This window comes from Serratia sp. S4, from assembly GCF_000347995.1.
GTDB classification, from domain to species: Bacteria; Pseudomonadota; Gammaproteobacteria; order Enterobacterales; family Enterobacteriaceae; genus Serratia; species Serratia quinivorans.
In genome coordinates, this window is record NZ_KB661120.1 from 1,686,556 (window position 1) to 1,699,386 (window position 12,831).

Below are 12,831 nucleotides of genomic sequence, written 5' to 3' on the forward strand. Positions count from 1 at the left end.
GTTTATATTGTAAAATGGTATCGTCATTGAGGTATTTATGGTTTTTATTAACGCAAGATTCCTTACTCAGGAACTTACAGGTGTACAACGTTTTGCAGAGCAAATCAGCTTAGCATTGCAAGAAATTAGAGATGATGTTGTCTTTATTTCTCCAGGTGATATTAAAAATAAAAAAATTGCTGATCTACTTAATGTAAAAGTCATCGGTAATAGAGCAGGGCACCAGTGGGAGCAGCGAGATCTTCCCGTCTTCTTAAAAAAAAATGGAAGCCCCTTGCTCGTCAATCTTGGGAATACAGCACCTTTATGGTATAAAAACAAGATTGTTACTCATCATGATATCACCTATAAAAAATTTCCAGAAAGTTATTCTCGGAAATTCAGACTAATGTATAATTTGCTAATTCCAGTAATGCTGAAGAATAGTCGCGCATTATTGACTGTGAGCGAGTTCTCCAAAAAAGAAATCACAACTGCTTATAATTATGATCCTCAAAAAACATTTGTGATATCTAATGCAGTATCAGAAATATTTACTCGCAGAGAAACAGAAAGTAATTTTGTAGATGAACCATTTTTATTATCGGTTTCGTCCCCAAATTATCATAAGAATTTTCATGGGCTATTAGCCGCTTTCTCTGTCATATCAAAAAACTCAGACATCAAACTGAAGATTATTGGTGGCAAGAATAAGAATTTCTCAGGCATTGACTTTTCTGCTAACGGCGAAATTGACATGACTAATGTTGAGTTTTTAGGCCGTGTTACTGATGAAGAGTTAGTTAGTATTTATCAAAGTGCTCTGGCATTTGTATTCCCTTCATTATATGAAGGATTCGGTATACCTCCGCTTGAGGCGCAGGCTTGTGGTTGTCCGGTTGTATCATCAAACCAGGCTTCATTACCTGAGGTGTTGGCGGAAAGTGCATTATATTTTGATCCTTATAACCATAAAGATATGGTCAATGCTCTCGATAAGATTGTTCATGATGAACAATTACGCGATGAATTAAAGAACGCCGGATACAATAATATCAAAAATTATTCTTGGCATGAATCGGCTAAAAGATTAGACGATATTATCAATAAGTTGTGATGATGTTTTAAACTAATTAGGTTCTTGGAAATAATTAATTTGTCCTAACGCATTCGAAATTTTTCTCAATGGTTGTGTGAAAAATGAGTAATCTTGTTAAAAATATATTCTATTTGGTTACGGAAAAATTCGCGACGACATTTATTCTTTTGCTTTCTAATGTTATTGTTATACGTTACCTGGGCGTTGAGGATTTTGGTAAGCTCGCAATTTTTCAACTTTATTATTTACTGGCGGTTACAGTATCTGAGTTTGGGATTCGTAGGGTCTATTCATCACTAAAGTCTCCAGGCCGTGAAGCATTAATATTTAATCAAGCATTTAATATAAAGCTAGCGAGCTCTCTTTTCTTTTTTATTGTTGCTTTCTTATATTTGTATATCAGTAATTATGATATAAAATTTTATGCACTTTTATTGGCATTTGTAGCTTCACCATTTGAGATATTCACCTATCATTTTGAAGCGAATTTAAAGAATGCAACTCTGGTGAAAATTAGAGTTACTGTTTCTCTCCTTATGGCATTATTGAGAATTTTGCTCTGTTTTACAGGTGAGAATAACTTAATTTATATTATGCTGACATATGCATTCAGTAATCTCATAATTAACTTGCTTTGTGTATTTGCTACCCGCAAGCATAAAATGAAAATTACCAGAGTGAGAAGTCGGCTTTACCGTTCAGTTATCAGAAAGCATCTGTTCAGTCGCTCACTGTTTTTCTGGATATCAGTAGTTATTGTTCAGTTAAATATGCGAACTGACCAATTTATGTTATCACTTTTGGCTGGTACGGCTAGTGTGGGTATTTATGCGGGCGCATATAAATTAGTAGAGCAACTTCTCACCATACCTTCGTTGTTGGCTGGAGTTTTTCTTCCTTACATCAGTAAAAGTCAGTCCTTAGACAAAGAAAAGTACCTTGAGAACCTTTATCTGTACGGTCTGCTTGCCAGCATTCCTATCAGTTTGCTACTGGCATTTTCCGCCCCGTGGTTAATTCCATTTTTACTGGGTAAAGAGTTCAGTGCATCAGTTCCTGTTTTTGCTGTATTGATGCTTTCATTGCCAGTGCTAGTTATCGTTAACCTCAGTGGCTTATATTACAGTATATTTAAACTCGAACGTTTTGCTATTATACGAAACGCGTTTGGTCTGCTTTTGAGTATCTGTCTTAACTATTTCTTTATAAAAAACTATGGCGCTACTGGCGCTGCAGTTTCCGTGATTATCAGCTACAGTTGTGTTGCCTTTATTATCGAATGGGTTACACCTCAAACACGGAAAAATGCAAATATTAAGCTTAAGGTCTTAATAGATCTTTTAAAACTAAATACTTATCAGGAATTAATTGTTAATGTTAAAGCTAAACTTTTCAAAAAATGACAAATTAAGAGCGCGAGTTTTTTGGTGGGAGCCGAAGGACGGCATCCATAATGCTGGTGACCATTTGGCAAAAGTCATTGTTGAGCAAATGTTGACTCTTAAAGACAAAGGTATCCTTGATAAGAGTAATGCAAAGAACAAATTGCTTTCCATTGGTTCAGTTATGCACTTTGCCAACACTGGGGATTGTGTTTGGGGGACCGGAATTAATGGGAAGATCAGTCATGAGCAAATGAAGTTCAGCAATCTTGATGTGCGTGCTGTACGAGGACCACTAACCCGTGAACTATTGCAAAAGCGTGGTATCTCGGTTCCTGAAGTGTATGGCGATCCAGCATTGCTATTGCCTACTTTTTTCAGTAAAGAACTTCTGACTGATGAATCCTTAAAGCGTGAGATGATCATTATTCCTCATATGAATGAAGATTTTAAAAAATATGAGAAGTACGTAGATGTTCTCTGTTCACCACGGCAAGGTGCATTGGCCTTCACCCAGGCTATTGTGAATAGTAAATTTGTAATTTCCAGCTCTTTGCACGGTGTTATTATTGCTGAGGCGTACGGAATCCCTGCGATTTTCCTTGATGGTAACAGCGGCGAATCCAAGTTCAAGTATGATGATTACTATTTTGGTACGGGAAGAAAAGAATATCCTATTGCTGCTACGATTGAAGAGGCTTTGTCAATGACTCCAGCAAAGCCTATTGATATGCCGACAGTTTCTAAGCGTCTCTTCAAAGCATTCCCATACGATCTCTGGTAATTAATTCGCATCCGTCGATAGCTTATGTTGGCGGTGCTAAATAAAGTTGGTTGTGAAATGAAGATAGCATATTATCCGGAAAACACTGGAACCAATGATTACAGTAACAGATTTAAACATATCCTTTCTCAATTTGGTGAAGTAGAGGGCGTTTCGTTCAAAAGCATTGTTAAGCGCTTCACTAAATTTAAATTTCATAGATATGATGTGATTTTTATCAACTGGCTTGATTCTGGCATTATCGATAATCAAGGTAAGGTAAGAAATTCCTTGATGGTAAAGGCAATCCTGAAAATAATACTCTTCAAGATAGTGGCGAAAAAAGTTATTTATGTTCGTCATAATTTATACCCTCACGGAACTCAAATTGAAGATAGCTCTCGGGCTAAGCGTTATGCGGATTTCTTAATGAAAATATCTGGAATGGGCGTAGTCCATTCACCAGTCGCGGCTACTGTTGATATGCATTATATTCCTCATCCTTTGTATAAAACCGATAATGAATTTATACAAGGAGAGTTATTGAGTGATGATAAGAAGGATAGTTTTGTATTCTTTGGGCGAATCAACAAATATAAAAAGCTGGAAGAGCTAATTACAAAATTCCCTTTGGACAAAAAATTAATCATTGCTGGTAGCTATGATGATGAAAGCTATGTTGAGAAGTTAAAAAGTATTTCGTCCGATAATATATCAATCCTTGCTGGTTATATTGATGATGTTACTGCAGAGAAATTAATTTCATCATCACAAGGATTAATTATTTGTCATGCAGACCCAGACATGATTGTCAGCGGAAGCTTTTTCTATGCATTGTCTGTAAAAAGTCGGATCATTTGTGTGGAAACTGATTTCCTCCGTTGGGCAAACAATATTTTCGGTGATAATGTGGTTGTTTGTTTCAAAGATATCGATGACCTACGTGATAAAATTAGTTCATTGCCTCCAGTGAAGGAGTTTGATCATGATGTTGTTAAATTAATTAAAGATAATTTTGGGCAGGTTGTTATCACTGAGAAAATTAAATCATTAATTTAATATGTATTGTGATTTTTTATTTTAGAATATGCTGGGAGAGGGTATGCCTGAACAGAAATTGAATGTAGGTGTTGTAGCTGATTGGCTAGTAACCTATGCTGGCGCAGAGCGCGTAATAAAAGAATTTATTGATATATACCCAGACTCCACTCTTTATTCTGTAGTCGATTTCTTATCTGATGCCGCCAGGCAGCAGATTCACAACAAGCATGCAAAAACTACTTTCATACAAAAATTGCCTAAGGCTAAAACCAGTTATCAGAAATATTTGCCACTGATGCCTTTGGCTATAGAGCAACTGGATGTTTCTTCCCATGACGTTGTTTTGTCGAGCAGTCATGCTGTTGCGAAAGGTGTCTTGACAGGGCCAGATCAATTACATATTAGTTACGTACATTCACCGATTCGTTATGCTTGGGATTTACAACATCAGTACCTTCGTGAAGCAAATCTTATGAAGGGGATAAAAGGTAAGTTGGCAAAGTGGTTGTTGCACAAAATTCGGATGTGGGATTACCGCACTGCTAATGGAGTTGATCACTTTATTGCAAATTCGCATTTTATCGCTCGCCGAATCAAAAAGGTTTATGGGCGGGAAGCCGATGTGATTTACCCGCCAGTTGATGTTGACCGATTTTTATTGAATGAAAATAAAGATGATTTTTATTTCACAGCATCCCGTATGGTTCCCTATAAACGTATGGATCTTATCGTTGAGGCGTTTAGCGCTATGCCAGATAAGAAACTCATCGTGATTGGTGATGGCTCTGAGATGGCCAAGATTAAGTCTAAAGCTGGGAAAAATGTTGAGATCCTGGGTTATCAAAGTAATGAAGTGTTGCAGGATCATATGTCGCGAGCCAAGGCCTTTGTTTTCGCCGCGGAAGAGGACTTTGGTATCACGCCGGTTGAGGCTCAGGCGTGTGGAACACCGGTAATCACTTTTGGTAAAGGGGGGGCGTTGGAAACCGTTCGTCCATATGGGGTGGATAATCCAACCGGTATTTTCTTCTTTGAACAAAATGTCCCTTCTTTGGTGGCTGCAGTGCAGCAGTTTGAAAAAATTCAAGACGAAATCAGCCCCGTTGATTGCCGTACGCAGGCATGCAAATTTTCTGCAGAGCGTTTTCGGGCCGAATTGGCTGAGTATATAAATGTCAAATGGCATGAGTTTAATACGGCCAAAACCATAAAATACTGATTGGTGAGATTTATCATGAGTAATATTTATCCTGTTATTATGGCTGGCGGCACCGGAAGCCGTTTATGGCCTCTTTCCAGAGAGTTATTCCCTAAACAATTTTTAACGTTGTGTAGCGAGTTTTCTATGCTGCAAACTACGGTGAATCGTCTGGATGGCTTAGAGATATCCAATCCTCTCGTTATTTGTAATGAAGAACACCGTTTCATTGTTGCTGAACAACTGCGTCAGATTACTCGCTTATCGCACAACATTATTTTGGAACCAGTAGGCCGTAATACTGCACCTGCTATAGCGTTAGCCGCTTTGCAAGCAACTGGCAATGGAGAGGATCCTCTATTGTTGGTTCTGGCTGCAGATCATGTTATTCAAGATGAGAAGACGTTCCGTGATGCTGTTCTTCAGGCGGTTCCATATGCAGACAAGGGTATGCTGGCTACTTTCGGTATTGTCCCTACGGGCCCGGAAACTGGCTATGGTTACATCCATAAGGGTGAAAGCATTGACGGTTCGGTAACTTGCCAGGTGTCACGCTTTGTAGAAAAACCGAATCTGGCTACAGCGCAGGAATATATTAAAAGCGGAGACTATTTGTGGAATAGCGGCATGTTCTTGTTCAAAGCCAGTCGTTATCTTGAAGAGTTAAATAAATATCGTCCGGATATTCTTGCTGCTTGCCGTCAGGCGTTACAACATACCTCTCCTGATCTGGATTTTGTCCGTGTTGATCGCGAAGCGTTTATCGCTTGTCCGGACGAGTCTATTGACTATGCAGTTATGGAACAAACGGCAGATGCGGTTGTAGTTCCCCTGGATGCTGGTTGGAGCGATGTTGGCTCATGGTCAGCACTATGGGAAATTAGTGAAAAAGATCAGGCAGGTAACACTACTTTTGGTGATGTGATACAGCACGATTGCTCAAATAACTATATCAGGGCTGAGCACAAATTAGTGGCGACCGTAGGTGTTGATAACCTGGTAGTGGTTGAGACCAAAGATGCTGTTTTGATCGCTAATAAGGATAAAGTGCAGGACGTTAAGGAGATTGTAAATCATCTGAAACGTAGCAAGCGTTCTGAAAGTAAACAACATCGTGAAGTGTATCGCCCTTGGGGGAAACACGATGCAATTGCGCAGGGGGATCGTTTCCAGGTACGGAAAATAACGGTCAAACCTGGTGAGAAGTTATCTCTGCAAATGCATCATCATCGCTCCGAACACTGGGTCGTCGTCTCTGGAACGGCGAAAGTGTTCAAGAACGGTACCGTTCAATTCGTGGGTGAAAACGAATCTATTTACATTCCATTAGGCGTCGAACACTCTTTGGAAAATCCAGGGAAAATTGCGTTGGACCTCATTGAAATCCAATCGGGTTCCTATTTGAGCGAAGATGATATTGTTCGATTTGATAATAATGGAAAGTACGATTAACTGCTTTACGTCTCAATTATTAGAACGTAAATGTGTAACATCTTTGGTAAGGATTTTCAGATGGCTCAAACTTTAACCTGTTTTAAAGCATACGACATTCGTGGTCGATTAGGCGAAGAGCTGAACGCAGATATTGCCTATCGTATCGGTCGTGCATATGGCGAATTTTTAAAGCCTAAAGAAGTTGTGGTGGGCGGCGATGTACGTTTAACCAGTGAGGAATTGAAACTTGCACTGGCCGATGGCCTGCGTGACGCTGGTGTTGATGTGCTTGATATCGGACTAAGCGGTACTGAAGAGATTTATTTCGCTACTTTTCATTTAGGTATTGATGGCGGAATCGAAGTTACTGCTAGCCATAATCCTATGGATTACAATGGCATGAAACTGGTGAGTAGCCAGGCGAAACCCATCAGTGGTGATACTGGATTACGCGATATTCAAAAGCTGGCTGAAGAGAACCGTTTTACTCCGGTTGCCCCTGACACTCGCGGTACTTATCGACAAATATCTATTGAAGAAGCTTATGTCGAGCATTTGCTTGGCTACGTTGATATTAAGAATCTGAAACCGCTAAAACTTGTTATCAATTCCGGCAACGGTGCTGCAGGGCATGTGATTGATGCTATTGAGGCACGGTTTAAAAACTTGAATGTTCCTGTCGAATTTATCAAGGTACATCACCTGCCCGATGGTAACTTCCCAAATGGTATCCCAAATCCTCTACTGCCTGAATGTCGGGAAGATACAGCACAAGCTGTACGTAAGCATAAAGCAGATATGGGGATCGCGTTCGATGGTGATTTCGATCGCTGCTTTCTGTTCGATGAGAACGGGGGCTTCATTGAGGGCTATTATATTGTAGGTCTATTGGCTGCCGCGTTCCTGGAAAAAGAAGCCGGTGCTAAAATCATTCACGATCCACGTTTGAGTTGGAACACTATTGACGTAGTTGCCGCTAGTGGTGGGGTGCCAGTAATGTCAAAAACTGGCCATGCCTTTATCAAGGAACGCATGCGTAAAGAAGATGCGGTTTATGGTGGGGAAATGAGTGCCCATCACTATTTCCGTGAGTTCTCTTACTGTGACAGTGGGATGATCCCGTGGTTACTGGTTGCAGAACTGGTTTGCCTCAAAAATTTGACACTTGGGCAACTTGTTAAAGATCGTATGTCTGCATATCCTGCTTCTGGTGAGATCAACAGCCAGTTACAAGACCCTCAATCGGCGATCAAAAAGGTATTGGATCGTTATCAACCTGATGCCTTATTGTTCGATCAAACCGATGGTATCAGCCTTGAGTTTGCAGACTGGCGTTTTAACCTTCGCAGTTCCAATACAGAACCAGTGGTGCGCCTCAACGTTGAATCGCGGGCAAACCCATTATTGATGAAGCAGAAAACAGAAGAGATCCTTGCCTTACTACGCAGTTAAACTCTGTAATTACGCTATATTGAAAGCCTGGGCCATGAACTGCCCAGGTTTTATAGGAATATAGTTTGCAGAGAAAACTAACAAAAGGCATCTATACTATGATAGTGAATAGGCCGTTATCTATGAATGGTTTCCGTCGTGGGAGTTTTCATACCAATGCATCCCTGACATCAATGTTGCAACGATTTTCAGATATTTTTATCGTTTTCTGCGGGCTTTACTTATCCTGCCTTATGTCTGGTACCCGATTCTCAATGCAACACTGGGTCATGGTGTTAACTTCAATTGTTATTTTCCAGATGATAGGTGGTATTACTGATTTTTATCGTTCTTGGCGCGGTGTTCGTGCAGGATTAGAAATTCAGCTGATTTTGCAAAACTGGACGATAAGCTTATTGTTGACTTCTGGCGCTGTTGCTTTTGTTAACGATTTTAGTAACGAATATATCGTTTATATCCAGTGGTATCTGCTTGTTTGCTGCGGATTGGTGATCACACGTAGTACTATCCGCTTGATGCTGAGCTATATGCGTAATTTGGGGTTTAACACTCGCAATGTAGCTATTATGGGATCAATGCCGGTTGGTATTCGTTTAGCGGAAACTTTACGTGATGCACACTGGATGGGGTTTCGCGTTCTGGGAATTTATGATGATAGCAAAGAACCATTAAACGCTCTGGTTGAACGACGTGGTAATTTGGCACAACTTATTGAAGATGCAAAATGCGGTCGTATTGACCGTATTTATATTGCTATGTCGATGGAGCAAGAGAAATTAATAAAAGATACGGTTTCTGAGCTTTCAGATACCACATGCTCGGTAATGTTGATTCCTGACATTTTCACTTTTAATATTTTACAGTCACGCTCAGAGGAAATCAATGGTGTGCCGGTGGTATCATTGTTTGATACACCTATGAGCGGCGTTAATCAGGTCATTAAGCGTGTAGAGGATATTGTCCTTTCAATACTTATTCTTCTGTTTATTTCTCCTGTGTTATTGCTTATTTCTGCCATGGTGAAGTTCACTTCTCATGGTCCCGTGATTTTCAAACAACGTCGATATGGCATGGACGGGAAAGCAATAGAAGTATGGAAGTTCCGTTCAATGAAAGTTATGGAGAATGGTGATAAGGTCATTCAGGCAACAAAAGGCGATGTCAGGATTACGCCTGTCGGTGCTTTCCTTCGCCGTACATCTTTAGATGAGTTACCTCAATTTATTAACGTACTGAAAGGGGACATGTCAATTGTTGGGCCTCGTCCTCATGCCGTTGCGCATAATGAACAGTATCGCAAGTTAATTAAAGGTTATATGCTCCGTCACAAAATGAAACCTGGTATTACCGGTTGGGCTCAGATAAATGGTTGGCGTGGCGAGACGGATACATTAGATAAAATGGAAAAACGCGTTGAATTTGACCTTGATTATATCCGTAACTGGAGTGTTTGGTTAGACGTGAAAATTGTTTTCCTGACAATATTTAAAGGATTTATCAGTAAAACAGCCTATTAGTTTTCTGATGAGTATACATCAATGCCTGGCTCCTTAGTTTTTAAAACTCATGAGTAGTACTTTTTTATTCAGGAGGTTAAGTTGATATTTCAGCCAAACACGGGTCATTGTCTTTCTGGCCGTTATACCAGGATGGTTAAAGCATTGGCAGCAGCAGGTATCATGCTGTTGGGATCCTACCAGGGTGCTAATGCTTTTGAGATTGGGGTGAATGTTCATTTACGGAACTACCCTAAGCCGACAGATAATTATCTTACCCTCATTAAAGATTATGGGTTTACGTCATTTCGAACTGGTTTCCTGTGGGGAATGGTTGAAAGGACATCTGGCGATTTCAAAGTTGTCGGACCTCTTATCAAGGAAGATGATGCATTCCAGCAAGGCGTTTCCAAATATGGATTGAATTCATTACTTATTCTTGCCTATGGTAATGCCGCTTACAATGTTCCTGATTATCCAACCACTCCTGAAGCCATCGACGGGTTTGCCAACTATGCTTATTGGACCGCCAAGCGCTACAAGGGAAAAGTAAAATACTATGAGGTTTGGAATGAGTGGACCGTGGGGACTGGGCTGAAGAAGAAAACAGGGGTTCCTCCTCCTGAGGTTTTTGCACAATTAGTGAAGAAAACATCGGCTGCTATTAAACGTGCTGACCCCAATGCGATTGTGATGGCGGGTTCTCTTAATCCTTTGGGGCAACGAGGTATTAGCTGGTTTGATAAGTTAATGGAATTAGGGATACTGAATGATATCGATGCTATATCACTGCATCCTTATTCGTATCGTAATGAAGATATGGCGTTAAGAAACCCCGAGGATAATCTAGCCGGCATTGATAAGTTTGAAGCCAGAGTAAGAGCATTCTCCAAAAAAACAGTTCCTTTATATATTACTGAGATGGGGGTCCCAACATATAATGGACCTGGTGGTTTGAGTAATGCCGCTGCCGCTCAATATATCGTAAAATATACTATGTTGGCAAAATCTCGGCCCTATATCAAAGGGGTGTGGTGGTACGATCTTATTGACGACGGCGATAATCCAAAAATAAATGAACATCGATTTGGTTTGTTGGACAGAAAGGAGAAACCGAAAGCGGCGGCATTAGCTTATGAAAAGATCTCCAAAGTTGCACGCGATTATAGCGTGAGTGATTATAAGGTATCTGCTGATGGAGTGATTAGCATTGCACTTAAAGGGCAAGGTAATCAGTATGCGATGCTGTCTTGGCAGAAGTCCAAGGTCGCGCAATCTTCAGAGCAACCAAGTGGTTTGAGATCTTTAATGAGTAGTGTAACAGGGCAGTCACCAGCAAAGCCTGATGTAAATCCTCTCGTTGAGATGAATAACCAGAAAATGACATTACAGGGTGATACTCCTGTATTAGTCTTGTCTGATAAGCCTATAGCTGTGCCAACACGTTGACATTTATTTTTTTAATTAGGTGTTACTATTTTGTTCTTCATTCTATTTTATTGTTTTTTTAAATATGACCGAGAAGCACTTTGCTCACAATCAGGTGGTTTCTATGCAGGTTATTGAAAAATTGCAAACCGCCGCTGATAATAAAACTCCCGCTCGTCTGGATTATGTTGACTCGATACGAGGAATCGCGGCAATTAGTGTTGTTATTGCTCATTTTCTGGTGCCTATCTACGGGTACGATAAATTTATTTTTTCCCATGTGTTTGATATCGGGAAAATAGGTGTTGTGTTATTTTTTATTATCAGCGGATTTATCATACCTTTTAGTTTTAAACGGGAAAATGGTGGGGTGCAGGCATTCTTTATCTCCCGATTTTTTAGGCTTTATCCCGGTTATTGGTTTTCATTATTATTGTATTTGGTTGTGTCTTACGCTTTGGGTATACATTTCCCATGGCAGCAGATCTTTGCCAATATTACGATGTTCCAGACAGCATTGCGTGTGAAAGATATTGTGGGTGTTTATTGGACTCTCTTTATCGAACTGGTTTTTTATTTCATGTGCGTATGTTCATTCATTTTGGGCCTGCTTAATAAAGTCAGGTTTAACTTCATATCTTCCCTTGTAATGCTGGTTGTTGCCTTGGCTTTAGCCATTGCCCGACGCAAGTTGGATGAAGAGTTTCCTGTCGCCTTGCCTTTGGCTCTCTCATTGATGATGTTTGGTGGTTTATGGCGCTCATATCTACTTGATGGCGATTTAATTGCCAAAAAACTGGCTACGTACTATATCGCTGTTTATGTCTGTGTGATTCCAATAGTGAGTTTCTTTTCTTATGGAACTGAACCTGGTCATACAATGCGTTATACAGTGACATATTATCTTAGCATGTTAATTTTTATCGCTTTGACGACTCGTTTTAGGATCCATAACAAGTTTATGGTTTGGCTGGGGGTGATCAGTTACTCAGTTTATCTTATTCATCCAAGTTTATTGATAGTTTACGAACATTTCACTGCTGATTTTTCTAACTTCAGTCGATATCTGCTGGGAAGCATCGGTGTTCTTCTGACGCTGCCTGCGTCATATTTGGTGTATAGATTTATCGAGCTGCCCTCTATCAATCTTGGGCGTCGTGTAAAGTCTAGCATGATTAAAGTAGCTCAACTTTGATTCCATTCGTTGTGAAGTATTCTGGATAGTTGGGTAGATGATAATATCAAAAAGCACCGTCGTATTTCTTTGCGATGGTGCTTTTTTTTTGCCAACTTTCTGGTTTTTATGTTTTATTTCAATACGTTATTTCTTTTTTGTCATGCTAAATAATTTGTTGAGTCGAAAAGTTTGCCACTTCGCCCATTCACTCTATCTTAAGCCGTCAACGACTTCGTGTTGTCCTTGTCAATATACCCACCCTTTTTGTATGGTTTTTGCGTTTACTTGGAGTCGCTAACCCTATCGCTAACTATTCATATTTTGAATATGTGGTTTTTTATTTGCGACTTTTAGTAATGTTAAAAATCCTTGCTTACCATGA

General features: G+C 39.9%; 10 protein-coding genes. All 10 read left to right on the forward strand.

Going from position 1 to position 12,831, the window contains the following annotated elements; genetic code table 11:
• The first annotated feature begins 37 nt into the window (after positions 1 to 37).
• The 10 genes from SERS4_RS0108665 to SERS4_RS0108710 all read left to right on the forward strand — a co-directional run bounded on the left by SERS4_RS0108665 (position 38) and on the right by SERS4_RS0108710 (position 12,467).
• On the forward strand, positions 38 to 1,096 hold the full coding sequence (locus tag SERS4_RS0108665) for a glycosyltransferase family 1 protein (protein WP_017892185.1): 1,059 nt from the start codon (positions 38 to 40) through the stop codon (positions 1,094 to 1,096).
• An 83-nt stretch (positions 1,097 to 1,179) separates the two neighbouring features.
• Positions 1,180 to 2,481 carry a flippase gene (locus SERS4_RS0108670; RefSeq protein ID WP_017892186.1) on the forward strand — a complete coding sequence of 434 codons (1,302 nt, stop codon included), beginning with the start codon at positions 1,180 to 1,182 and terminating at the stop codon, positions 2,479 to 2,481.
• Positions 2,453 to 3,244, forward strand: coding sequence for a polysaccharide pyruvyl transferase family protein (locus SERS4_RS0108675; protein WP_017892187.1), 792 nt, complete (start codon positions 2,453 to 2,455; stop codon positions 3,242 to 3,244). Before SERS4_RS0108670 ends, SERS4_RS0108675 begins: the two co-directional genes overlap by 29 nt.
• Positions 3,245 to 3,268: 24 nt before the next feature.
• Positions 3,269 to 4,282 carry a hypothetical protein gene (locus SERS4_RS0108680; protein ID WP_017892188.1) on the forward strand — a complete coding sequence of 338 codons (1,014 nt, stop codon included), beginning with the start codon at positions 3,269 to 3,271 and terminating at the stop codon, positions 4,280 to 4,282.
• A 43-nt stretch (positions 4,283 to 4,325) separates the two neighbouring features.
• Positions 4,326 to 5,483, forward strand: coding sequence for a glycosyltransferase family 4 protein (locus SERS4_RS0108685; RefSeq protein WP_017892189.1), 1,158 nt, complete (start codon positions 4,326 to 4,328; stop codon positions 5,481 to 5,483).
• Between the two features lie 15 nt (positions 5,484 to 5,498).
• The gene (locus SERS4_RS0108690) at positions 5,499 to 6,914 is read left to right on the forward strand and encodes a mannose-1-phosphate guanylyltransferase/mannose-6-phosphate isomerase (protein WP_026142278.1); all 1,416 of its coding nucleotides are present in this window, start codon (positions 5,499 to 5,501) and stop codon (positions 6,912 to 6,914) included.
• Positions 6,915 to 6,974: 60 nt separating this feature from the next.
• Positions 6,975 to 8,348, forward strand: a complete 1,374-nt coding sequence (gene cpsG / locus SERS4_RS0108695; protein WP_017892191.1) for a phosphomannomutase CpsG — start codon at positions 6,975 to 6,977, stop codon at positions 8,346 to 8,348.
• A 122-nt stretch (positions 8,349 to 8,470) separates the two neighbouring features.
• A complete protein-coding gene (gene wcaJ / locus SERS4_RS0108700; RefSeq protein WP_026142279.1) occupies positions 8,471 to 9,865 on the forward strand; it encodes an undecaprenyl-phosphate glucose phosphotransferase in 1,395 nt (464 codons plus the stop codon).
• 81 nt (positions 9,866 to 9,946) lie between these two features.
• Positions 9,947 to 11,293, forward strand: coding sequence for a cellulase family glycosylhydrolase (locus tag SERS4_RS0108705; protein ID WP_026142280.1), 1,347 nt, complete (start codon positions 9,947 to 9,949; stop codon positions 11,291 to 11,293).
• A gap of 103 nt (positions 11,294 to 11,396) precedes the next feature.
• On the forward strand, positions 11,397 to 12,467 hold the full coding sequence (locus SERS4_RS0108710) for an acyltransferase (protein WP_017892194.1): 1,071 nt from the start codon (positions 11,397 to 11,399) through the stop codon (positions 12,465 to 12,467).
• Positions 12,468 to 12,831: the final 364 nt, after the last annotated feature.

Bases quoted from the DNA above. Each gene is read 5' to 3' on its own strand.
- SERS4_RS0108675 (WP_017892187.1), top strand. From the start codon at position 2,453: ATGTTAAAGCTAAACTTTTCAAAAAATGACAAATTAAGAGCGCGAGTT.
- SERS4_RS0108710 (WP_017892194.1), top strand. From the start codon at position 11,397: ATGCAGGTTATTGAAAAATTGCAAACCGCCGCTGATAATAAAACTCCC.
- SERS4_RS0108665 (WP_017892185.1), top strand. From the start codon at position 38: ATGGTTTTTATTAACGCAAGATTCCTTACTCAGGAACTTACAGGTGTA.
- SERS4_RS0108685 (WP_017892189.1), top strand. From the start codon at position 4,326: ATGCCTGAACAGAAATTGAATGTAGGTGTTGTAGCTGATTGGCTAGTA.
- cpsG (WP_017892191.1), top strand. From the start codon at position 6,975: ATGGCTCAAACTTTAACCTGTTTTAAAGCATACGACATTCGTGGTCGA.
- wcaJ (WP_026142279.1), top strand. From the start codon at position 8,471: ATGAATGGTTTCCGTCGTGGGAGTTTTCATACCAATGCATCCCTGACA.
- SERS4_RS0108670 (WP_017892186.1), top strand. From the start codon at position 1,180: ATGAGTAATCTTGTTAAAAATATATTCTATTTGGTTACGGAAAAATTC.
- SERS4_RS0108690 (WP_026142278.1), top strand. From the start codon at position 5,499: ATGAGTAATATTTATCCTGTTATTATGGCTGGCGGCACCGGAAGCCGT.
- SERS4_RS0108680 (WP_017892188.1), top strand. From the start codon at position 3,269: ATGTTGGCGGTGCTAAATAAAGTTGGTTGTGAAATGAAGATAGCATAT.